21 protein-coding genes are annotated in these 20739 nt (G+C 73.6%); 12 read left to right on the forward strand and 9 right to left on the reverse strand.

The window, feature by feature from the left end; translation table 11 throughout:
* Positions 1-7: 7 nt before the first annotated feature.
* From ACTFAP_RS24105 to ACTFAP_RS24120, 4 genes are all read right to left on the reverse strand, one after another.
* A complete protein-coding gene (locus ACTFAP_RS24105; protein ID WP_495682290.1) occupies positions 8-1222 on the reverse strand; it encodes an acetyl-CoA C-acyltransferase in 1215 nt (404 codons plus the stop codon).
* Positions 1223-1469: 247 nt separating this feature from the next.
* A complete protein-coding gene (locus ACTFAP_RS24110; protein ID WP_390121705.1) occupies positions 1470-2729 on the reverse strand; it encodes an HRDC domain-containing protein in 1260 nt (419 codons plus the stop codon).
* A 136-nt stretch (positions 2730-2865) separates the two neighbouring features.
* Positions 2866-3531: a response regulator transcription factor gene (locus ACTFAP_RS24115; RefSeq protein ID WP_026047480.1), complete on the reverse strand. Its 666-nt coding sequence runs from the start codon at positions 3529-3531 to the stop codon at positions 2866-2868.
* Between the two features lie 189 nt (positions 3532-3720).
* Entirely contained in the window at positions 3721-4311 is a 591-nt protein-coding gene (locus ACTFAP_RS24120; RefSeq protein WP_500467366.1) for a DUF3000 domain-containing protein, read from the reverse strand.
* Positions 4312-4507: 196 nt separating this feature from the next.
* On the opposite strand from ACTFAP_RS24120, the gene hemE reads away from it, so the two are divergent.
* From hemE to hemQ, 3 genes are read left to right on the forward strand one after another with little or no spacing between them, the layout of a single operon-like run.
* Entirely contained in the window at positions 4508-5533 is a 1026-nt protein-coding gene (hemE, locus tag ACTFAP_RS24125) for a uroporphyrinogen decarboxylase (RefSeq protein ID WP_451747548.1), read from the forward strand.
* Positions 5534-5535: 2 nt separating this feature from the next.
* Complete coding sequence (gene hemG, locus ACTFAP_RS24130) at positions 5536-6951, forward strand: protoporphyrinogen oxidase (RefSeq protein ID WP_500467367.1); 1416 nt, start codon at positions 5536-5538, stop codon at positions 6949-6951.
* 12 nt (positions 6952-6963) lie between these two features.
* Positions 6964-7680 carry a hydrogen peroxide-dependent heme synthase gene (gene hemQ, locus ACTFAP_RS24135; protein WP_386541765.1) on the forward strand — a complete coding sequence of 239 codons (717 nt, stop codon included), beginning with the start codon at positions 6964-6966 and terminating at the stop codon, positions 7678-7680.
* Between the two features lie 10 nt (positions 7681-7690).
* Here the strand turns inward: hemQ and ACTFAP_RS24140 are convergent, their stop codons facing one another.
* A complete protein-coding gene (locus ACTFAP_RS24140; protein WP_500467368.1) occupies positions 7691-8179 on the reverse strand; it encodes a PH domain-containing protein in 489 nt (162 codons plus the stop codon).
* A 46-nt stretch (positions 8180-8225) separates the two neighbouring features.
* Here ACTFAP_RS24140 and ACTFAP_RS24145 point away from each other — a divergent pair, with 46 nt between their 5' ends.
* Positions 8226-9089 (forward strand): ATP-binding cassette domain-containing protein, encoded by an 864-nt coding sequence (locus ACTFAP_RS24145; protein WP_500467369.1) that lies wholly within the window; start codon positions 8226-8228, stop codon positions 9087-9089.
* A gap of 25 nt (positions 9090-9114) precedes the next feature.
* A complete protein-coding gene (locus ACTFAP_RS24150; RefSeq protein WP_500467370.1) occupies positions 9115-9792 on the forward strand; it encodes an ABC transporter in 678 nt (225 codons plus the stop codon).
* 40 nt (positions 9793-9832) lie between these two features.
* Here the strand turns inward: ACTFAP_RS24150 and ACTFAP_RS24155 are convergent, their stop codons facing one another.
* Positions 9833-10675 (reverse strand): PPK2 family polyphosphate kinase, encoded by an 843-nt coding sequence (locus ACTFAP_RS24155; RefSeq protein ID WP_495682297.1) that lies wholly within the window; start codon positions 10673-10675, stop codon positions 9833-9835.
* Positions 10676-10750: 75 nt separating this feature from the next.
* A complete protein-coding gene (gene zapE / locus ACTFAP_RS24160; protein WP_500469550.1) occupies positions 10751-11848 on the reverse strand; it encodes a cell division protein ZapE in 1098 nt (365 codons plus the stop codon).
* Between the two features lie 60 nt (positions 11849-11908).
* On the opposite strand from zapE, the gene ACTFAP_RS24165 reads away from it, so the two are divergent.
* From ACTFAP_RS24165 to ACTFAP_RS24185, 5 genes are all read left to right on the forward strand, one after another.
* Complete coding sequence (locus tag ACTFAP_RS24165; RefSeq protein ID WP_495682298.1) at positions 11909-12685, forward strand: dihydrofolate reductase family protein; 777 nt, start codon at positions 11909-11911, stop codon at positions 12683-12685.
* 131 nt (positions 12686-12816) lie between these two features.
* Complete coding sequence (locus ACTFAP_RS24170) at positions 12817-13284, forward strand: indole-3-glycerol phosphate synthase (protein ID WP_390121713.1); 468 nt, start codon at positions 12817-12819, stop codon at positions 13282-13284.
* 109 nt (positions 13285-13393) lie between these two features.
* Entirely contained in the window at positions 13394-14797 is a 1404-nt protein-coding gene (murC, locus tag ACTFAP_RS24175; RefSeq protein ID WP_495682299.1) for a UDP-N-acetylmuramate--L-alanine ligase, read from the forward strand.
* A 27-nt stretch (positions 14798-14824) separates the two neighbouring features.
* Positions 14825-15250, forward strand: coding sequence for a peptide-methionine (R)-S-oxide reductase MsrB (msrB, locus tag ACTFAP_RS24180; protein ID WP_390121715.1), 426 nt, complete (start codon positions 14825-14827; stop codon positions 15248-15250).
* A complete protein-coding gene (locus ACTFAP_RS24185; protein ID WP_495682300.1) occupies positions 15247-15843 on the forward strand; it encodes a short chain dehydrogenase in 597 nt (198 codons plus the stop codon). The genes msrB and ACTFAP_RS24185 overlap by 4 nt, the downstream gene beginning before the upstream one ends.
* Here the strand turns inward: ACTFAP_RS24185 and ACTFAP_RS24190 are convergent.
* A complete protein-coding gene (locus ACTFAP_RS24190) occupies positions 15830-16777 on the reverse strand; it encodes a PfkB family carbohydrate kinase (protein ID WP_495682301.1) in 948 nt (315 codons plus the stop codon). The two genes, ACTFAP_RS24185 and ACTFAP_RS24190, sit on opposite strands and share 14 nt — an antisense overlap.
* A 164-nt stretch (positions 16778-16941) precedes the next feature.
* Between ACTFAP_RS24190 and ACTFAP_RS24195 the strand changes: the two genes are divergently transcribed.
* Together ACTFAP_RS24195 and ACTFAP_RS24200 are read left to right on the forward strand one after the other, a co-directional pair.
* Entirely contained in the window at positions 16942-18048 is a 1107-nt protein-coding gene (locus tag ACTFAP_RS24195; protein WP_500467371.1) for an AAA family ATPase, read from the forward strand.
* On the forward strand, positions 18042-18911 hold the full coding sequence (locus ACTFAP_RS24200) for a DUF7192 family protein (protein WP_500467372.1): 870 nt from the start codon (positions 18042-18044) through the stop codon (positions 18909-18911). The genes ACTFAP_RS24195 and ACTFAP_RS24200 overlap by 7 nt, the downstream gene beginning before the upstream one ends.
* 54 nt (positions 18912-18965) lie before the next feature.
* On the opposite strand, the gene treZ is transcribed toward ACTFAP_RS24200, so the two are convergent.
* The gene (gene treZ, locus ACTFAP_RS24205) at positions 18966-20732 is read right to left on the reverse strand and encodes a malto-oligosyltrehalose trehalohydrolase (protein ID WP_495682304.1); all 1767 of its coding nucleotides are present in this window, start codon (positions 20730-20732) and stop codon (positions 18966-18968) included.
* Positions 20733-20739: the final 7 nt, after the last annotated feature.

Here is a 20739-nt window from a genome sequence, read left to right on the forward strand (position 1 = left end):
GCGGCGCTCACTCAACCCCCCACAGCGGGTTCTCCCAGATCACGGTGCCGCCCATGCCGAGCCCCACGCACATGGTGGTCAGCCCGTACCGGACCTGCGGCTGGTCCTCGAACTGCCGGGCGAGCTGGTTCATCAGCCGGACGCCCGAGGACGCCAGCGGATGACCGTAGGCGATCGCCCCGCCGTACTGGTTGACCCGCGGGTCGTCGTCCGCGATCCCGAAGTGGTCCAGCAGCGCCAGCACCTGCACCGCGAACGCCTCGTTGACCTCGAACAGCCCGATGTCCCCGATGGACAGGCCCGCCTTGGCCAGCGCCTTCTCGGTCGCCGGGACCGGGCCCACGCCCATCACCTCGGGGTCAACCCCGGCGAAGGCGTACGACACCAGCCGCATCCGCGTGGTCAGCCCCAGCTCCCGCGCGGAGTCCTCGTCGGCCAGCAGCGAAGCGGTCGCCCCGTCGTTCAGGCCCGCCGAGTTGCCCGCGGTGACCCGGCCGTGCGGGCGGAACGGCGTCTTGAGCCCGGCCAGCCCCTCCAGCGTGGTGCCCGGGCGCATCGGCTCGTCCTCGGTGGCCAGGCCCCAGCCCAGCTCACCGCCCTCCGGGCTGGTGCGGCGCACCGAGACCGGCACCAGGGAGTCCTGGATCTTTCCGTCCGCGTACGCCTTGGCCGCCTTCTCCTGGCTGCGCACCGCGTACGCGTCCGCCCGCGCCCTGGTGAGGTGCGGGAAGCGGTCGTGCAGGTTCTCCGCCGTCATGCCCATGAACAGTGCCGACTCGTCGACCAGCCGTTCGGAGACGAACCGCGGGTTGGGGTCCACGCCCTCACCCATCGGGTGCCGGCCCATGTGCTCCACGCCGCCGGCCACCGCCACGTCGGCGGAGCCGAACGCGATCGCCCCGGCCGCCGTGGTCACCGCCGTCATCGCGCCCGCGCACATGCGGTCGATCGAGTAGCCGGGTACGGACGAGGGCAGTCCGGCCAGGATCGCGGCGCTGCGGCCCAGCGTCAGCCCCTGGTCGCCGATCTGCGTGGTGGCGGCGATCGCCACCTCCTCCACCCGCTCGGGCGGCAGCCCGGGGTTGCGCCGCAGCAGTTCCCTGATGCACTTGATCACCAGGTCATCGGCGCGGGTCTCGTGGTAGATCCCTTTCGGGCCCGCCTTGCCGAACGGGGTGCGGACGCCGTCGACGAAGACGACATCCCTGACGGTACGGGGCACGTTGGCTCTCCTCCACGCGTGGGATCCCGGCCGGGGTCAGCCAGTACGGGGCTCGGCGACGTGCCCCGGCGGGAGTGTGCGGTCCACCACCCATGCTACTCGCGGGTAACTGCCTGGCAAGGGCGATCCGCACCTCAATGCCCACGGAATCCGCGATCCCCGGGAACGCCGGGCCGGCGACACGCCCCGGGGTACGGGAGCGCGTTCGGGCGCCGTCAGAGCCGCACGCGCCGGGGGCGCGCGCCGATCAGGCGCCGGCCGCCAGCGCCTGGGTCAGCAGCGGCACCGTCTGCTCGATCTGCCACTCCCGCGCGCCCAGCGAGCGCAGCGACTGCGCCACCAGCTCCGGCTCGGCACCGGCCGGCGGCTCCCAGCACAGCCGGCGCACCGTGTCGGGCGCCAGCAGATTCTCCTGCGGCAGCCGCAGCTCCTCCGCGTGCGCCGTCACCGCCGCCCGCGCCGCCGCCAGCCGCGCCGCCGCCGCCGGATCCTTGTCCGCCCACGACCGGGGCGGCGGGGGCCCCGTCACCGGCTGCCCCGGCTGCGGAAGCTGCGCCTCCGGCAGCCGCTTCGCCCGGTCGACCGCCGCCTGCCACTGCTGCAGCTGCCGCCGCCCCATCCGGTGCCCGAAACCGGGCAGCGCCGCCAGCGCCGTCACATCCGCCGGCACCGCCAGCGCCGCCGCCACGATCGCCGCGTCCGCCAGCACCTTGCCCGGGGACAGATCACGCCGCTGTGCCACGTGGTCGCGGGTGGTCCACAGCTCCCGCACCACCGCCAGCTGTCTGCGGCGCCGCACCTTGTGCACCCCCGAGGTGCGCCGCCAGGGGTCCTTGCGCGGCGGCGCCGGGGGAGCGGCGACGATCGCCGCGAACTCCTGGTGCGCCCACTCCAGCTTCCCCTGCTTGGTCAGCTCCTCCTCCAGCGCGTCGCGGAGATCGACGAGAAGCTCCACGTCCAGCGCCGCGTACCGCAGCCACGGCTCGGGCAGCGGACGGGAGGACCAGTCCACCGCCGAGTGCCCCTTCTCCAGGCTGTAGCCGAGCACGTTCTCCACCATGACGCCCAGACCCACCCGGGCGAACCCGGCCAGCCGGCCCGCCAGCTCGGTGTCGAACAGCTGCTCGGGAACCATTCCTATGTCGCGCAGGCACGGCAGGTCCTGGGTCGCGGCGTGCAGCACCCACTCCGTACCGGACAGCACCGAGCCCAGCGCGCTCAGATCGGGGCAGGCCACCGGGTCGATCAGGACCGTACCCGCGCCCTCGCGCCGCAGCTGCACCAGATACGCGCGCTGCCCGTACCGGTAGCCGGACGCCCGCTCCGCGTCCACTGCCACCGGCCCGCTCCCGGCCGCGAAGGCGGCCACCACCGACTCCAGCGCCGCGTCCTCGGCCGTGACCTCGGGAACACCCTCCCGGGGGGCCAGCAACGGCACCGCCGCCGGACCGGTCTCCTCGGTGGTCGGTGGGGCGGCGTCATCGGCGGTTTGCTGAGCGTCGGTCACCTGTCAAGGGTAACGGTGTGCGTACGGTGCGCGGTGTCGGACCGTATCCGACCGCAAACGCCCCGCTGCCCGCCGGCGTCCCGACCGGGACACCGCGGGCAGCGGGGCGAAGGCCGGCGGCCGGGCCGCCGGATGTTCAGTGAATGATGCCGGTGCGCAGCGCCACCGCCACCATCCCGGCCCGGTCGCCCGTGCCGAGCTTGCGGGCGATCCGTGCCAGGTGGCTCTTGACCGTCAGCGCCGACAGGCCCATGGAGACACCGATGGCCTTGTTGGACTGGCCCTCCGCCACCAGTCGCAGCACCTCCACCTCACGCCCGGACAGCTCGCGGTAGCCGCCCTGGTGGGCGGGCGCGCCCGGCGGTCGGCGGTGGTGGTGCATCCGGGCGGCGGCGCCGATCTGCGCCGCGCCGTGCCGGGCCGGCGGGCCCAGGTTGTTGCGGGTGCCGGTGACGACGTACCCCTTGACGCCGCCGGCCAGCGCGTTGCGGACGGCGCCGATGTCGTCGGCGGCGGACAGCGCCAGGCCATTGGGCCAGCCCGCCGCCCGGGTCTCCGACAGCAGGGTCAGCCCCGAACCGTCGGGCAGGTGGACATCGGCGACGCAGATGTCACGGGGATTGGCCACCCGCGGGCGCGCCTCCGCGATGGACGACGCCTCGATCACGTCGCGCACCCCCAGCGCCCACAGATGGCGGGTCACGGTGGAACGGACACGCGGGTCGGCGACGACGACCATCGCGGTGGGCTTGTTGGGGCGGTAGGCCACCAGGCTTGTGGGGTGCTCGAGGAGAACTGACACCGGGCCTCCGGGCTGGATGGGGACGGAGCCGACTTATCTGGTGAAGCCGGGGCGATCCGGATGGAAGGGTCATTGACTCCTTCGGCATGAACTCCTTGGTCCTTTAGAGAATGATCACGAACCGGTGATTCGTCGGTTTCTCCTTCGGTTCTCCTTGTCATACGGCCCGTTGTGCGCTTTCCTGCCTCCCTACACCGGGCGGGGCCCCCGCCGGCGGGGAAAAGCCGCCACCGTGCCCCCCGCCGTCTCCGGCGGCAGCCCCGCGCACTGCGCCAACAGCGCGCACCAGGCAAGGAGATGGCCGCCCGCCTCCTCCGGGTCGCGCGGGGTCCACGACGCCCGCAGCTCCACCTCGGTACGCGGTGGCCGGTCACCGAGCCCGCCGAAGAAGTACGAGCCGGCCCGGGTCACCGTGCCGCTCTCCTCCAGCGGGGCCAGACCCCGCCCCTCCAGCGCCTCCATCAGCCACGACCAGGCCACCTCGGGCAGCAGCGGATCAGCGCCCAGCTCCGGGTCCAGATCGGCCCGGGCCAGGGTCACCACCCGGAACTCCCCGCGCCAGGTGTCGTCGCCCTGCGGACTGTGCAGCAGGATGAACCGGCCGTCCGCCGTCTCCGCGCCGTCGACCGTCACCTCCGCCTCCAGGGCGTGCGCGTACGGGGCCAGCCGGCGCGGGGCCGGCATCGGCGCCAGCCGCACCTCGGGCCGCGGCCGTGCGGCGCCGAGCGCCGCCACCGCCCGCCGGAACGCGTAAGGAGCCTCAGCGCCGGGGCCGTTCATGTCTCCGGAATCCTCCGTCGGCTCAATTCGTGACGCTGCCATGGCCGGTAACCCTAGGTCCTCGCCGCGCCGATCACCGCGAGGCCACGCCGCCCGCGCCCCGTACCGCGAAGCACACCCCGGGGGTGCGGGTCAATCCGCGCGTCGTGCGAAACTTTCCCGTGTGACCCACAGCAGCCAGTCGCAGGACCGCGCCCTGACCGATTCCCCGTTTCTGCGGGCCTGCCGCCGGGAACCGGTGCCGCACACCCCGGTGTGGTTCATGCGCCAGGCCGGGCGCTCGCTGCCCGAGTACCGCAAGCTGCGGGCCGGCACCACGATGCTCGACTCCTGCGCGCGGCCCGACATGGTCACCGAGATCACCCTCCAGCCGGTGCGCCGGCACGGCGTGGACGCCGCCGTCTTCTTCAGCGACATCGTCGTCCCGCTGAAGGCCATCGGCGTCGACCTCGACATCAAGCCGGGCGTGGGCCCCGTCGTGGCGAGCCCCATCCGGGACCGTTCCGACCTGGAGCAGCTGCGGCCCCTGGAGCCCGACGACGTCCCGTACATCACCGAGGCCATCGGGCTCACCACCGCCGAGCTCGGCGCCACCCCGCTGATCGGCTTCGCCGGAGCGCCGTTCACCCTCGCCAGCTACCTCATCGAGGGCGGGCCCTCCCGCAACCACGAGCACACCAAGGCCATGATGTACGGCGACCCGCAGCTGTTCCACGCGCTGCTGGACCGGCTCGCCACTATCGCCTCGGCCTTCCTCGACGTGCAGATCAGGGCCGGCGCCTCCGCCGTCCAGCTCTTCGACTCCTGGGTGGGCGCGCTGTCCCCCGCCGACTACCGCGCCCACGTGCTGCCGCACTCCGCCAAGGTCTTCCGGGCCGTCGAGCACCACGGCGTGCCCCGCATCCACTTCGGCGTCGGCACCGGCGAACTGCTCGGGCTCATGAGCGAGGCCGGCGCCGATGTCGTCGGCGCCGACTGGCGCATCCCGCTGGACGAGGCGTCCCGCCGCATCGGCGGCGGCAAGACCGTCCAGGGCAACCTCGACCCCGCCGTGCTGTTCGCCCCGCGCGCCGCCGTCGAGGCCCAGGCACAGCGGGTGCTGGACGCCGCCGCCGGGCTGCCGGGCCACATCTTCAACCTCGGCCACGGCGTCCTGCCGGACACCGACCCGGACGCCCTGACCCGGCTGACCGAGTACGTCCACGAGCGCACCGCCCGCTGACCATGCAGGTGATCGTCATCGGCGGCGGCATCGCCGGACTCGCCGCCGCGCACCGGCTCAGCGGATCCGGCGTCCGCGTCACCGTCCTGGAGGCGGACAGCCGCTTCGGCGGCAAACTGCGCACCGGCGAGGTGGCGGGCCTGCGCGTCGACCTGGGCGCCGAATCGATCCTCGCCCGCCGCCCCGAGGCCATCGACCTCGCCGAGGCGGCCGGCCTGGGCGGCGCGCTGCACCCGCCCGCCCCCGTCGGCGCCGCGATCTGGACCGGCGGCGCGCTGCGCCCCATGCCCAAGGGCCATGTGATGGGCGTGCCCGGCACCGCCGCCGCCCTCACCGGGGTGCTCTCCGACACCGGTCTGGCCCGCATCGCCCGGGACAGCGAACTGCCACCGCTGCGGGTCGGCGAGGACGTCGGCATCGGCGCCCTGGTCGCCGAACGGATGGGCCCCGAGGTCGTGGACCGGCTGGTCGAGCCGCTGCTCGGCGGCGTCTACGCGGGCGACGCCTACCGCATCTCGCTGCGCGCCGCCGTTCCCCACCTCTACGAGGCCGCCCGCACCCACGACTCGCTGCTGGCCGCCGTGCGCGCCGTGCAGCGCCGGCAGGAGGAGGCCCGCGAGGGCAAGCCCGCGGGCCCGGTCTTCAACGGCATCGAGGGCGGCGTCGGCCGGCTCCCCGAAGCCGTCGCCGCCGCCTGCCGGGCGGCCGGCGCCACCCTGGAGAGCGGCGTCGCGGTGACCGGCCTGCGCCGTACCGCGCGCGGCTGGGCCGCCCAGCTCGCCGACGGCCGCTCGCTGACGGCGGACGGCGTGATCCTGGCCGTGCCCGCGAGCGCCGCCGCCCGGCTGCTGGCCGCCGAGGCACCGGCGGCCGGCCGTGAACTCGCCGCCCTGGACTACGCGTCGATGGCCCTGGTCACCCTCGCCTTCCGGCGCGCCGACCTGGCCCGGCTGCCGCGCGGCAGCGGCTTCCTGGTGCCCGCCGTCGACGGCCGCACCATCAAGGCCGCCACCTTCACCAGCGCCAAATGGGGCTGGGCCGCCGCGGCGGACCCCGAACTGTTCGTCCTGCGCGCCTCCATCGGCCGCTACGGGGAGAGCGCGCCGCTCCAGTGGGAGGACGCCGACCTGGTCCGCGCCGCCCTCGCCGACCTCGGCGCGGCGACCGGACTGGCGGCCGAACCCGTCGACTCGCTGGTCACCCGCTGGTACGACGGGCTGCCGCAGTACCAGGTCGGCCATGTGGCCTGGGCGGCCCGGGTGCGCGGATATCTGGCGGCACTGCCCGGAGTACGGCTGTGCGGCGCCTCGTACGACGGGATCGGCATCCCGGCGTGCGTGGCGGGCGGGACACGGGCCGCCGAGGAACTGCTGCGCACCGTGGATCCGGGCGGCCCGCGCGAGGACACAGGAGAGTAGGAGATGACGGACATGACGACTGCATCCGACAAGACCCCCAACGCGGGCAAGCGCGCCAAGGACCTCAACGAGGTCATCCGCTACACACTGTGGTCGGTGTTCCGGCTGCGCGACGTGCTGCCCGAGGACCGCGGCGGCATCGCGGAGGAGGTCACGGAGCTGTTCGAGCAGCTGGCCGGCAAGGACATCACCGTACGCGGCACGTACGACGTCTCCGGGCTGCGCGCCGACGCCGACGTGATGATCTGGTGGCACGCCGAGACCTCGGACGCCCTCCAGGACGCGTACAACCTCTTCCGCCGCACCCGCCTGGGCCGCGCGCTGGAGCCGGTGTGGTCGAACATGGCGCTGCACCGCCCCGCCGAGTTCAACAAGTCGCACATCCCGGCGTTCCTCGCCGACGAGCAGGCCCGCGACTACGTGAGCGTCTACCCGTTCGTGCGCTCCTACGACTGGTACTTGCTGCCGGACGAGGAGCGGCGCACGCTGCTGGCCGAGCACGGCAAGATGGCGCGCGGCTACCCCGACGTCCGGGCGAACACCGTCGCCTCGTTCTCGCTGGGCGACTACGAGTGGATCCTGGCCTTCGAGGCGGACGAACTGCACCGCATCGTCGACCTGATGCGCCACCTGCGCGGCTCGAAGGCGCGGCTGTACGTGCGTGAGGAGATCCCGTTCTACACCGGGCGCCGCAAGTCGGTCTCCGAGCTGGTGGCCTCGCTCGCCTGAGCGGCGTACGTCAGGGGGACGGCCGCCGGTACGGGTTGGTGGCCGTCCGCCACCGCTGGACGATCTCGTGGAACGCCTGCGGGAAACCGGGATCGGGCGCGGCGGTGTAGTCGCGCGGCGCCGCAAGCTTCAGCGGCCGGCCGTCGGTGCGGGTGACGACGATCTTCAGCTCCTCCCGCCCCGGCAACCCGCTGCGCCTGATCCCTATGTGGGCGACGTCCTGCCAGGGGCAGAAGCGGTGCCGCAGCGGGCGTGAGGTGCGGATGCCGTGGGCGTCGACGACGGTGCGGCCGAGCGCGAGCCAGATGATCCACGGGATCGCCGGGCTCATCATCACCGGGAAGCTGCACATGACCAGGACCACCGGCCACTCCCGCTCCCGCCCCGTGGCCAGCAGCACGGTGATCACCGCGAGCGACAGCAGCCCGGCGCTGCCGAGCACCCAGGCGATGATCAGTGAGGACCGGCGCTGCCGCAGCTGATATTCGATCTCCCGCACGAGGGGGAAGTGTAGGCGGGGCAGCGCGATGGCGTACCGTTCCGCCATGCGACTCGAAGGGGTGGGGCGCCGCCGGGGACGTGTGGGGCCCTGGACCCTGCGTGAGGTCGAACTGGCACTGCCGGCAGGCACGTTGATCCGCATCGAGGGCGGCAACGGCAGTGGCAAGTCCACCCTGCTGCGGCTGATCGCGGGCGTCGACCTCCCCACCACGGGCCGGATCACCGGCCGGCCGGCGCGGACCGGGTACGTTCCCGAACGCTTCCCGCCCACCCTGCCCCTGACCGCGCGCGGCTATCTGCGGCACCTGGGCCGCGTCCACGGACTGCGCGGCCGGGCCGCCGCCCGCGCCGCCGACCACTGGCTGGAGCGGCTGGGCGCGGACCCCTACGCGGACGAACCACTGCGCGAGCTGTCCAAGGGCAGCGCCCAGCGGATCGCTGTCGCCCAGGCGCTGCTGGCGGAACCCGCGCTGCTGGTCCTGGACGAGGCCTGGACCGGCCTGGACCGCGCGGCCCGGCGGACCCTGGACGAGGTGGTGGGCGAACGCGGGGCGGCCGGCGCGACGGTGGTCTTCGTGGACCACGACCCCGCCCGCCTGACGGCGGCGCGACCGCTGCGGTACGGGCTCGCCGGGGGCGCCCTGAGCGCCCTGGCGGAGCGGACCGGGGAGGGTGACCCCGCCTCCGAGGGGTGCGCCGCAGAGCCTGGCCGGGTGACGATCGAGGCCCAGGCGCCGCCCGGGGCGGCACCGCTCACCGCCGCCTGGCCCGGCGCCCCGGACCTGCGCCGGCTGCCGGACGGCACCCTGCATCTGACGGTGTCCGCGGCCCACTCGGACGCGCTGCTGCGCACCCTGCTCACCGCGGCACCCGGCTGGCACATCCGCGCCGTACGGCACCACCGTTGACCCCCGCGCCCGCCCGAGGAGAACGATGAGCGTCCTCATCGCCCTGACGCGCTATCAGCTGGCTCTGCTGCTCCGTTCGCAGCGCTGGCTGCCCCCGCTGCTGCTCTACGCGATCCTGCTGGTCATCGGCGTGTGGCCCGGCGAGCCGGTGCTGGACGGCCTGGGGTTCGCCGCCGCCGCGCTGCTGCCGGTGGCCGTGTGGCTGACCTGGGTGTGCCTCACCGGTGAGCCCGCCGCCGCACGGGCCTGCGCGGTGGCCGCGGCCGGCGCCGTACGGGTGCGGCTGGGGGCCGCGCTGGCCGGGCTGCTGGCCTCCGCCTCCCTCGGGGTGGTGGCCTGCGCCGTCGTGCTGTGGTCCGGCACGGCGCACGGCGCGGACCGCCGTACCGCCATCCCGCTGGGCTCCGCCGCCCTCGCCGCGCTGCTCGCCGTGGTGTGCTGTGCGCTGCTCGGTACGGCCGTGGGCGTGCTGGGGCAGCGGCTGCCGCGCGGCGCCGTGTGGTCCGTTCCGGTGATGTCGATCGGCGCGCTCGTCCTGCTGGTCTCCTCGGCCTCCCCGGCCAACGCGGCGGTGGGCACCCTGGTCACCGGCTCCCGGGAGGGCCGGGTGGGGCTGCCACTGCTGCCCGCCCTGCTCGCTGCCCTGATCGCGGCGGCGGTGTTCGCGGCGGTGGCCCGGCGCTCCGCGCAGCGCGCTGGCTGAACCGGCCGCGTCACCCCGTACCCGCACCACCCGCCCGGCCTCACTCGGCGAGCAGCCGGCGCCGGGCCTCCTCCACATCGAAGTCGCCGGGCGGGAAGCGCGGGTCGATCTCCCGCAGATGTTCCAGCAGCAGCCGGCTGACCGCCCAGTTGCGGTACCAGCGGCGGTTGGCCGGCACCACGTACCAGGGCGCGGCCCGGGTCGAGCAGCGTTCGAGCGCCGCCTCGTACGCCTTGCGGTAGTGCGGCCACAGGCCGCGCTCGGTGAGGTCGTTGCGGCTGAACTTCCAGTGCTTGTCGGTGCGGTCCAGGCGCCGCAGCAGCCGGTCGCGCTGTTCGTCCCGTCCGATGTGCAGGAAGACCTTCACCAGCACCAGGCCGTCGCGGGTCAGCGCCTCCTCCCAGGCGTTGATCTCCGCGTACCGCCGCGACCAGACGTCCTTGTCGACCAGGTGGTGCACCCGCACCGCCAGCACGTCCTCGTAGTGCGAGCGGTCGAAGATGCCGACCTCCCCGGCGCCCGGCAGGCCGTTGCTGATGCGCCACAGGAAGTGGTGCCCCAGCTCCTGCGGGGTGGGCGCCTTGAACGCCCTGATCCGGCAGCCGGCCGGGTTGAGATGCCCGATCACATGCTTGACGGTGCCGCCCTTGCCCGCGGTGTCCATGCCCTGGAGCACCAGCAGCACCCGGTGCCGGTCGCCGCCCGTGCTTGCCGCGAACAGCCGTTCCTGGAGGTCGGCCAGGACCGGCGCCATCGCGTCGAGCTCGGTGCGCGCCTTGGCCTTCTTGCCCTGGAATCCGGGGGTGTCGTCCGGGTCACGGCCGGCCAGCTCCGCCGTGCCGCCCGGCGTCACCCGCAGCAGATCACGCAGCTGGGTCGCCATGCCCCGATGATGGGCCCGCCCGCGCGGGCCCGCCACCGGGGCCGGACGGTGGCGGCCGGGCGGTGGCGGTGGCGGTCAGGCGGTGGGCACCAGGCGTCCGGCGTCGCGGGCCAGCGCGGTCAGCCGGGAGATGGCCCGGAAGTACTTCTTGCGGTACCCGCCGCGCAGCATCTCCTCGCCGAACAGCTCGTCGAACGGCACCCCGGACGCCAGCACCGGGACCTCCCGGTCGTACAGCCGGTCGGCGAGCACCACCAGGCGCAGCGCCGTGGACTGGTCGTCCACCGGCCGTACGCCGGTCAGCGCGACCGCCGTCAGCTCCTCGCACATCGCCCCGTACCGGCTGGGGTGCACCCGGGCCAGGTGGTCCAGCAGATCGCCGAAGTCGTCCAGCGAGGCGCCGGGGGTGGCGTACGCGGCCCGCGTCACCTCGTCGTCCGTGCGCGGCTCCGGTGCCTTGGGGAGCCCCCGGTGCCGGTAGTCCTCGCCGTCGATGCGCAGCGGCGTGAAGTGCGCCGACAGGCCCTGGATCTCGCGCAGGAAGTCAGCCGCGGCGAACCGGCCCTCGCCCAGCTTGCCGGGCAGCGTGTTGGAGGTGGCGGCCAGCGCCACGCCCTCGCCGACCAGCTTGCCCAGCAGCGAGGACACCAGCACGGTGTCGCCCGGGTCGTCCAGCTCGAACTCGTCGATGCACAGCAGCCGGTGCCCGGACAGGGTCTTCACCGTCTGCTGGAAACCGAGCGCGCCCACCAGGTTGGTCAGCTCCACGAAGGTGCCGAACGCCTTCAGCTCGGTGGGGGCGTCGGTCGCGTGCCACAGGGAGGCGAGCAGATGGGTCTTGCCGACGCCGTAGCCGCCGTCCAGGTACATACCGCGCGCGCCGGAGCGCGCCGGGGTGCGCGGAGCGCGCCGCCACAGGCCACGCCGCCCGCCGGCCTTGGCGGCCGGTGCGCCGAGCCCGGCGGCGAAGCCACTCAGCCCCTCCACCGCGGCGGCCTGGGAGGGCTGCCCGGGGTCCGGTACGTAGGTGGCGAAGCGCACCGCGTCGAAGCGCGGCGGCGGGACGAGCTCGGCCACCAGCCGGTCGGCGGGCACCTGGGGCGCGCGGTCGGCAAGCGCGGCGGGGGCGGTCGTCCCGCTGCTGGACTCGGGTATGGCGGTGCTGGACACAATCCTCCATTTTACGGGGCGTGCGCGCCGGCCGTGCTGGGACCGTATGTCACACTGCGCCCCATGCGACGCCTGCTGCCTCCCGCCCTCGATGTCCCGGATGACGCCCTCGACCGTCCGTGGGAGCCGGCCGAGCTGGCCGGGGTCTACGCCTACCCGCCGGAGCATCTGCACGGGCAGGGCTGGCTGCGCGCCAACATGGTCACCTCGGTGGACGGCGCGGCCCATCACGGCGGGCGTTCCCAGCCGCTGTCCCACCCGGCGGACATGCGGATCTTCGGGGTGCTGCGGGCGCTGGCCGATGTCGTGATCGTGGGCGCCGAGACCGTACGGCAGGAGCGTTACCGGCCCGCGCGGGAGCGTGCGGAGTTCGCCGCGCGCCGGGCGGAGGCGGGGCAGACGCCGGTGGCGGCGATCGCGGTCGTCTCGGCGAGCCTGCACCTGGATTTCTCGCTGCCGCTGTTCACGGAGCCGCTGGTGCCCACGATGCTGATCACCGGTCCCGCCGCCCCGCGGCACGGCCTGGACGCCGCCCGGGCGGCCGGCGCCGAGGTGATCACGGTGGGGGAGGGGGCCGAGGTGGATCCGCTGCGGGTGAAGTCCGAGCTGGTCAGGCGGGGCTACACCCGGCTGCTGACCGAGGGCGGCCCGCGGCTGCTGGGGGCCTTCGCCGAGGCCGGGGCGCTGGACGAGCTGTGTCTGACGACCTCGCCGCGGTACGCGGTGGGTACCGCCGGGCGGGTGATGAGCGGCCCGGGGATCGAGGTGCCGCGCGAGCTGGAGCTGACCTCGCTGCTGGAGGAGTCCGGCTTTCTGTTCGGGCGATACCGGAGGGTCTGACAATCTGCGGAATGGAACGTTCCGCTTATCCTGATGTGGGCAGACTGATGGCGCGACACCCCGTGCGTCCACGGGGAAGGATGGTTTCTGCTGCACCGGGCGGGGCCCGGCCGCGAAGAAGGGCGCTGACCATGTTCACGAGCATCCTCATGATCGAAAAGCCACTGGTGCCCACCGATGTCGAACTCGTCACCACGCTGCACGGGGACGAGGAGATGTCCTTCATCGTCCTCATGCAGCCGCGCGGCGACCAGGACCGGCTGCTGCGCGCCCTCGACGACGTGGCCCTCGGCGAATTCGGCGACGCCGGACGCGAGGCCGACGAGCCCGAGGACGAGGCCGCCCGCGAACCGGCCGAACGGGCGCTGAACCACTCCATCGCCGCCCTGCGCGAGGCCGGCGCCCACGCGGTCGGGCAACTCGTCGACAGCCACCCGTTGCAACTGCTCACCGCCGTGGTCGCCGAGACCTCGGCCGACGAGGTCATCGTCCTGACCGCACCGCACCTGGTCGAGGAGTTCTTCCACCGCGACTGGGCCTCCCGCGCCCGGCACAAGGTCGACGTGCCGGTCCTCAAACTCTTCGCCCACGCGGAGTGACCCGCGCGGTGCGCCCGCCCCCGGGCCGGAGTGCGACAATCGAGCGGCAGCGCGGACCAGGGATGATCGGCGCAGACCAGGGATGATCAGGGACAAGGGAGACACACGCATGACACCGGCGATCCCGCCCGCCATGGAACGGCCCCACTTCATCGGCATCGGCGGCGCGGGCATGTCGGGCATCGCGAAGATCCTCACCCAGCGCGGCGCCCTCGTGGCCGGCAGCGACTTCCGTGAATCGGCCACCGCCGCCGCCCTGCGCGAGCTGGGCGCCACCGTCCGCATCGGCCACGACGCCGCGCACCTGGCCGACGGCACCAGCTGCGTGATCATCTCCAGCGCCATCCGCGACGACAACCCCGAGCTGGCCGCCGCCCGCTCCCAGGGCATCCCCGTGGTGCACCGCTCCGAGGCGCTCGCCGCCCTGATGACCGACAGCCGCGCCATCGCGGTGGCCGGCACCCACGGCAAGACCACCACCACCTCCATGCTCGCCGTCGCGCTCGGCACACTGGACCTGCACCCCTCCTACGCCATCGGCGGCGACCTGGACGGCCCGGGCAGCAACGCGCACCACGGCAAGGGCGAGCTGTTCGTCGCCGAGGCGGACGAGAGCGACCGCAGCTTCCACCGCTACACCCCCGAGGTCGCGGTGATCCTCAACGTCGAGCTGGACCACCACGCCAACTACGCCTCGATGGACGAGATCTACGAGTCCTTCGAGACGTTCACCGCCGCCGTGCGCCCCGGCGGCACCCTGATCATCAACGCCGACCAGGAAGGCGCCCGCGTCCTCACCGCCCGGCTGCGCGGCCGCGAGGACCTGCGGATCGTCACCTACGGCGAGTCGGCCGAGGCGGACGTCCGCGTCCTGGACGTCGTCCCGCACGGCCTGACCAGCACCGTCACCGTACGACTGGCCGACGGCTCCGAGCTGGCCTTCGGCGTCTCCGTACCCGGCCGCCACTACGCCCACAACGCGGTGGCCGCGCTCGCCGCCGGCATCGCGGCCGGGGTCCCGGCCGCCGCACTGGCCACCGCGCTCGGCTCCTACACCGGCGTCGGCCGCCGCCTCCAGCTCAAGGGCGAGGCGGCCGGAGTGCAGGTCATCGACTCCTACGCCCACCACCCCACCGAGATGACCGCCGACCTGGAAGCGGTGCGCGGCGCGGCGGGCGAGGGCAAGGTGCTGGTCGTTTTCCAGCCGCACCTGTTCAGCCGCACCCGGGAACTGGGCACCGAGATGGGCCAGGCCCTCGCCCTGGCCGACGCCTCCGTGGTGCTGGAGATCTATCCCGCCCGCGAGGACCCCATCCCCGGCGTCACCAGCGCGCTGATCACCGACGCCGCCACCCGGCACGGCGCTCGGGTGCACCCCGAACCGGAGGGCGGCAAGGACGCCGTCCCCGAGGTCATCGCGGGAATGGCCGGGCCCGGCGATCTCGTTCTCACCATGGGAGCCGGGGACGTCACCGACCTGGGACCGAAGATCCTGGACCGGCTGGCGCGGTAATCGTTTGTGAATGAGGAGAGCGGAACCATGGGTTACGAGGTCGAGAAGACCGACGCGCAGTGGCGCGAGGAACTGAGCGACGAGGAGTACCGGGTCCTGCGCGAGGCGGGCACCGAGCGGGCCTTCACCGGCGAGTACACCGACACCAAGACCGTCGGCGTCTACAACTGCCGCGCCTGCGGCGCCGAGCTGTTCCGCTCCGGAACCAAGTTCGAGTCGCACTGCGGCTGGCCCTCGTTCTACGACCCGGCCGACAGCGACGCCGTGGAGACCAGGGTCGACACCTCCCTGCCGGGCCGCCCGCGCACCGAGGTGCTGTGCGCCACCTGCGGCTCGCACCTGGGCCACGTCTTCGAGGGCGAGGGCTACGGCACCCCCACCGACCTGCGGTACTGCATCAACTCCATCGCCATCCGGCACGTGGAGGCGGACGCGGGGACGGACGCCGGGTGACGCTCGACGTCATCGTGATCGGCGCGGGCGGCACCGTGGGTGCCGCCGTCGCCGGCGCGCTGGAGGCACACGGCCACCGGGTGGTCCGTGCCTCCCGGCGCGGCCCGGCGCGTGTGGACCTCACCGAGCCCGCCACCATCGACGCGCTGCTCGCCGCGCACGGGCCGGTGGACGCCGTGGTGTGCTGCGCCGCCAGCGGCGGCACGGCCCCGGTGGCCGGCTCCACCGACGCCGCGTTCTTCAGCGGCCTGGACGGCAAGCTCACGGGGCAGGTCGAGCTGGTCCGCAGGGCCCTGCCCCATCTGCGTGACGGCGGCTCGATCACCCTCACCAGCGGCAGCATCCCGGACACGCTGCGCGACGCGGCGCTCGGCCGCCTCATCAACGCCGGGATCGAGGCCTTCGTCCCGGCCGCCGCCAGGGAGCTGCCGCGCGGCGTACGGCTCAACACCGTCAGCCCCGGCTGGATCCGCGAGACCCTGATCGCCCTGGAGATGGACCCGGCCCCCGGCACCCCGCTGGACGAGGTCGCCGTGTGCTACCTGGAGGCCGTGGAGGGCAGCGCGCGCGGCCGGGTGTTCACGCTGGACTGACGGCCGCCGTGCCACCCCCGCCGGCCAGCTCCGCCGCCAGCTCGGCGGCGGTCATCTGCCGCTCGTGGGTGCCCACCTGGGTGCACGCGAACGCCCCCGAGACGGTGCCCGCCCGCGCGCACCGACCGAGATCCCCGCCCGCGAACAGCGTGGACAGGAACGCCGTCACGAACGCGTCGCCCGCCCCGTTGCTGTCCACCACCGGCGCCGCCGGTGTCACCGCCGGGAAGTGCCGTACGGCCCCGTCCCCCTCCCGGCTCAGCACATGGCAGCCGCGCTCCCCGTCCGTGGCCACCGCCAGCCGCGCCTTGCCCCGCTCCAGGATCAGCCGCAGCGTCTCCTCGATCCGGCCCCGCACCCCGGCCGCGCTGAGGAACACGTAGTCGGTGCGGAACGCCCAGGGATGGCTGTCCGGATTGACCCCGTCCCAGGCGTGCAGATCGGTCGAGGACGGCAGCCCGCGGCGCTCCAGCTCACCGAACAGCTCCCGGTTGAACCCGGAACGGCACACGTGCACATGGCGCGCCCGGTCCAGATGCGGCCCCACGAACTCCGGGGGCAGCAGCAGATCCGCCGGATGCCGGCCGTCGTAGAAGGAGAACCTGCGCCCCGCCTCGTCCACCAGGTTTACGCTGCGCGGGGTGCCGTGGGGCGCGGGCAGCACATCGAAGCCGAGCCCGGCGGAGGTGAAGCGGCGCCGGATCAGGTCGCCCTGGAGATCCTCGCCGAGGAAGTCCAGGAAGTGGGTGCGCAGCCCCAGCGCGTGGAAACCGAGTGCGGCGCCGGTCCCGGTGTGCGCCACGTAGTCGCGGATCGGCGGGACGTGCAGCAGGTCGGCGTCCGGCACCTCCAGACGCGGCACCCGGACGATCGTGTCCACCCCGGCGGCACCCACCACCAGTACGTCGTACGGCGGTTCGTTCGTGTTGCCCATGTCACCGATGATGCCAGCGAAACGGCTCGGGCGAGGCAGCGGCGGCCGGGGTGCGGCGGTGGCTCTCCCCTCTCCGACGGCGCCGGCCGGAGGTCCGGAATACTGCTCGGTAGCCATGACGGCCAGGTCACGGCGCCGAACAACAGGGGGAAGGGGGAACCGCCATGCGGAGGAAGACCCGTGAACAGGTGGAGCGCCTCGTACAGGAGATGGCGACCGAGCTCGCCGAACTGCGGTCTCCGGGGATACGGGAAGCGGTGCACCGGGAGGCGCAGCGGATCGGGGAAGCCGCTGCCCACGAAGCGATCGAGACCTACCGGTCCAGGATGGACAACAGGCTCCACTCCATCCGCGACACGGCGGTGAAGCAGGCCACCGAGGCCGTGCTCGACCGCACACGTCAGACACTGGAGGACGCGAACCGGACATACCTGGAGCAGGCGAAGGAGCAGGCCCGGAAGATCTTCCACGATTCCGTACCACCGGTCATCAGCGTGCAGATCGACCACGCCCCACCCGTCCAGGTGACGGAGAACTCGCACGAGGTCCTGCCGGACGTGATCCTGGTGCTCAAGGCCCGCTGCCACGCGTTGCTGGTGGGCCCGGCGGGAACGGGCAAGTCGACGATCGCGCAACAGGTGGCCAGGACACTGGACCTGGAGTTCCACGCTCTGTCGCTCGGGCCGACCACCCCGATGAGCAAGATCTTCGGCTACTACGACGCCCACGGCACCTACCACGACACCCCCTTCCGCCGTGCCTTCGAGGAGGGCGGGCTGATGCTGCTCGACGAACTCGACAGCGGCCACCCGGGGTTGCTCTCCGAACTCAACCAGGCGCTCTCCCTCGGCGTGTGCGCCTTCGCCGACGACATGGTCACGGCCCACCCCGACTTCCGGGTGATCGCGACGGCCAACACCTACGGCACCGGCCCCGACCGGCAGTACACGGGCCGTCAGGCGCTGGACGCGGCGACACTCGACCGCTTCGTCATCCTCGACGTCCCCGTGGACGAGGCGCTGGAGGAACGCCTGGCGCTCTCCCAGGCACCGACCCGCGAAGCGGAGGCGCTGGAGGTCCTGCAACTGGTGCGGAAGCTGCGGGCCACGGCGCGCGAGAAGCGACTGCCGGTGATGTTCTCACCGCGTGCCAGCATCGACTCCGCCAAACTGATCCAGGCCGGCGCCTGTGTGGAAGAAGCCGTGGAGTGGCGGGTGTTGCGTGGTATCTCGCAGGCCCACCGGTCCGCGCTGGGAGCGGACGCGTGGTGAGCGCCCCGGACACCCAGGAGAAGCGGCCCGAGACCCGGTACGAGCTGCCACCCATGTGGTCCTGGCAGGAGTTCGTGGACCGCGCCCGGGCGCCCCTCCGGGTCCCGGTCAGCCGCGCGCGCCGGGAGGACACCACCTTCGCCGACGCCGGCTGGGAGGAGACGCTCCGGATGGCCAGGGACGGGTGGTCGGCGCAGATTCCCGACATCGAGGTCAGTGTCGCGGCTCTGCGCACCCGTTCCGGCAGAATGCGGACGACCGTGCTGGTGCCCCAGTGGGACGTCACGGGCAGCGAGGTCGACATCGGCGCGTATCTCGCCGGTGAACCCGAGTGCATGATCGACGCCGTACCGCAGCGCGCCACCACGCATGGCCGGGTGGTCTCCTTCCTCATCCCCGCCTCGTACTCGCACCGCGTTCCGCACCACGTGATCCGTAACCGAGGGCTGGCCCTGAGCGCGCTGTGCTCGTCGATCATCATGGCCGGTCACAGCGTGGAGATCTGGTCCGGTTTCGGCGGCCTCGTGGCGGACTCCCGCGCCGCCGCCGTCGCCCGGGTGATCTCCCCGGCCGAACCGCTGGACATGGGCCGGCTGATCTTCGCCCTGGCCCATCCCGCCATGCTCCGCAGGCTGTGGCACGGCGTCTGGGAAACCGCGCCCGAGGAAGTGGCCCGGCTGCTCCAGGACAACCAGTTCGCCTACTCCCCTTTCACCAGTTACCACGACGACCTGCCGGACGGCATCGAGGAACCGTACGTCCTGCCGTTCCTGGAGCGGGGCGACGACCAGTGGGACACGCTGCATTCGTCCCTCGCCCGGTGCCAGGAGATCTTCGCCGACCTCGGCCTGCTGGTCGCCTGAGGGTTGTCGTCCCGGGCCGGCGGCGCGACGCCGCCGGCCCCTTTCCGGGCGCGCTCACCACGCGCCGGGCACCTCCCGGCCGTCGGCCGGGGTCAGGATCGCCGCCGACTCCGGCGGCAGCCGCAGGCCCGCCTCCGGGGCCGCCGGGGGCACGGGGTGGGTGGCCGCCAGCAGTGTGAGCGGATACCGGGGGACGGCCACGGTCGCCGGGCGGTCGGGCGCGAAATTCACCGCCACCACCAGCGGACCGTGGCACACCGTCAGCCACCGCTCGTCCTCGTCGTACCGGACCGACACCGCCGACAGCGGCTGCCCCGGCGTCAGCAGTGCGCGGCGGATCCCGATCAGCCGCCGGTGCCACCCCGTGAGCTCCCGGTGGTCCTCCCCCGCCGGATGCCGCAGCACGGAACGGTCGCGGGTCGCCGGGTCCTGCGGGTCCGGGATGTCCCCGGCGGCCCAGCCGTGCGCCGCGAACTCCGCGCGCCGCCCCTGCCGCACCGCCTCCGCCAGCGCCGGGTCCTGATGATCGGTGAAGAACTGCCACGGGGAGCCGGCCCCCCACTCCTCGCCCATGAACAGCATCGGCGTCAGCGGCCCGCACAGCACCAGCGCCGCCCCCAGCGCCGCCCGCGCCGGCCCGGCCTGCGCCGTCAGCCGGTCACCCAGCGCCCGGTTGCCGATCTGATCGTGCGTCTGCGCGTACCCCACCAGCCGGTACGCCGGCGTCGCCGCCCGTTCCAGCGCCCGCCCGTGCCCCCGGCCCCGGAACGCCGAGTAGCCGCCGTCGTGGAAGAAGCCCCCGGTCAGGGTCTTGGCCAGGGCGGCCATCGGGGCCCGCGCGAAGTCCGCGTAGTAGCCCCCCGCCTCACCCGTCAGCGCCACGTGCAGTGCGTGATGGAAGTCGTCGGTCCACTGCGCGTGCAGGCCCAGACCGTTGCGCTCACGCGGCGCGATCGTCCGTGGATCGTTGCGGTCCGACTCGGCGATCAGGAACAGCGGCCGGCCCACCTCCAGCGCCAGCGCGTCCACCGCCGCCGACAGCTCCGCCAGGAACGGCAGCGCCCGGTCGTCCGCCAGCTCGTGCACCGCGTCCAGCCGCAGCCCGTCCAGCCGGAAGTCCCGCAGGAACGCCAGCGCGCTGCCCGCGAAGTACGCCCGCACCTCGTCCGAACCGCGCCCGTCCAGGTTCACCGCCGAACCCCACGGCGTGTGGTGCCGGTCGGTGAAGTACGGGCCGAACTCCGGCAGCCGGTTGCCCGAGGGCCCCAGATGGTTGTGCACCACATCGAGGACCACGCCAAGACCCGCCCCGTGCGCCGCGTCCACCAGCCGCGCCAGCCCCTCCGGGCCCCCGTACGGCTCGTGCACCGCCCACGGCGCCACCCCGTCGTACCCCCAGCCGTGCCGCCCCGGGAACGGGCTCACCGGCAACAGCTGCACATGGGTGATGCCCAGCTCCGCCAGGCGTTCCAGCCGCTCCGCCGCCGCGTCGAACGTGCCCTCGGCCGTGAACGTACCGACATGCAGCTCGTACAGCACCGCCCCCGGCAGCCCGCGCCCCGCCCACGGATGCCGCCAGGGGTACGCCCCCGGGTCCGTCACCGCCGCAGGGCCCTCGGGGCCCTCCGGCAGCCTCCGGGCCCGGGGGTCGGGCAGCACGGGGCCCCGGGCGTCGTCCAGCACGAATCCGTAGCGGGCGCCGGGCCCGGCCGCCGCGTCCGTACGCCACCAGCCGCCCGCGTCCTCACGCAGCGGCAGCCGCGTACCCTCCAGCCACAGCCAGACCCGGCGGGCCCGTGGTGCCCACACCTCGAAGCGCATGGACACC

Source organism: Streptomyces sp. PH9007, assembly GCF_059813725.1.

Coding starts and splice junctions, on each gene's coding strand:
- ACTFAP_RS24190 (WP_495682301.1), bottom strand. CDS start 16,777: ATGGGCAACACGAACGAACCGCCGTACGACGTACTGGTGGTGGGTGCC.
- ACTFAP_RS24150 (WP_500467370.1), top strand. CDS start 9,115: ATGAGCGTCCTCATCGCCCTGACGCGCTATCAGCTGGCTCTGCTGCTC.
- hemG (WP_500467367.1), top strand. CDS start 5,536: ATGCAGGTGATCGTCATCGGCGGCGGCATCGCCGGACTCGCCGCCGCG.
- ACTFAP_RS24165 (WP_495682298.1), top strand. CDS start 11,909: ATGCGACGCCTGCTGCCTCCCGCCCTCGATGTCCCGGATGACGCCCTC.
- ACTFAP_RS24170 (WP_390121713.1), top strand. CDS start 12,817: ATGTTCACGAGCATCCTCATGATCGAAAAGCCACTGGTGCCCACCGAT.
- ACTFAP_RS24120 (WP_500467366.1), bottom strand. CDS start 4,311: ATGAACGGCCCCGGCGCTGAGGCTCCTTACGCGTTCCGGCGGGCGGTG.
- treZ (WP_495682304.1), bottom strand. CDS start 20,732: ATGCGCTTCGAGGTGTGGGCACCACGGGCCCGCCGGGTCTGGCTGTGG.
- murC (WP_495682299.1), top strand. CDS start 13,394: ATGACACCGGCGATCCCGCCCGCCATGGAACGGCCCCACTTCATCGGC.
- ACTFAP_RS24155 (WP_495682297.1), bottom strand. CDS start 10,675: ATGGCGACCCAGCTGCGTGATCTGCTGCGGGTGACGCCGGGCGGCACG.
- ACTFAP_RS24145 (WP_500467369.1), top strand. CDS start 8,226: ATGCGACTCGAAGGGGTGGGGCGCCGCCGGGGACGTGTGGGGCCCTGG.
- hemQ (WP_386541765.1), top strand. CDS start 6,964: ATGACGACTGCATCCGACAAGACCCCCAACGCGGGCAAGCGCGCCAAG.
- ACTFAP_RS24195 (WP_500467371.1), top strand. CDS start 16,942: ATGCGGAGGAAGACCCGTGAACAGGTGGAGCGCCTCGTACAGGAGATG.
- msrB (WP_390121715.1), top strand. CDS start 14,825: ATGGGTTACGAGGTCGAGAAGACCGACGCGCAGTGGCGCGAGGAACTG.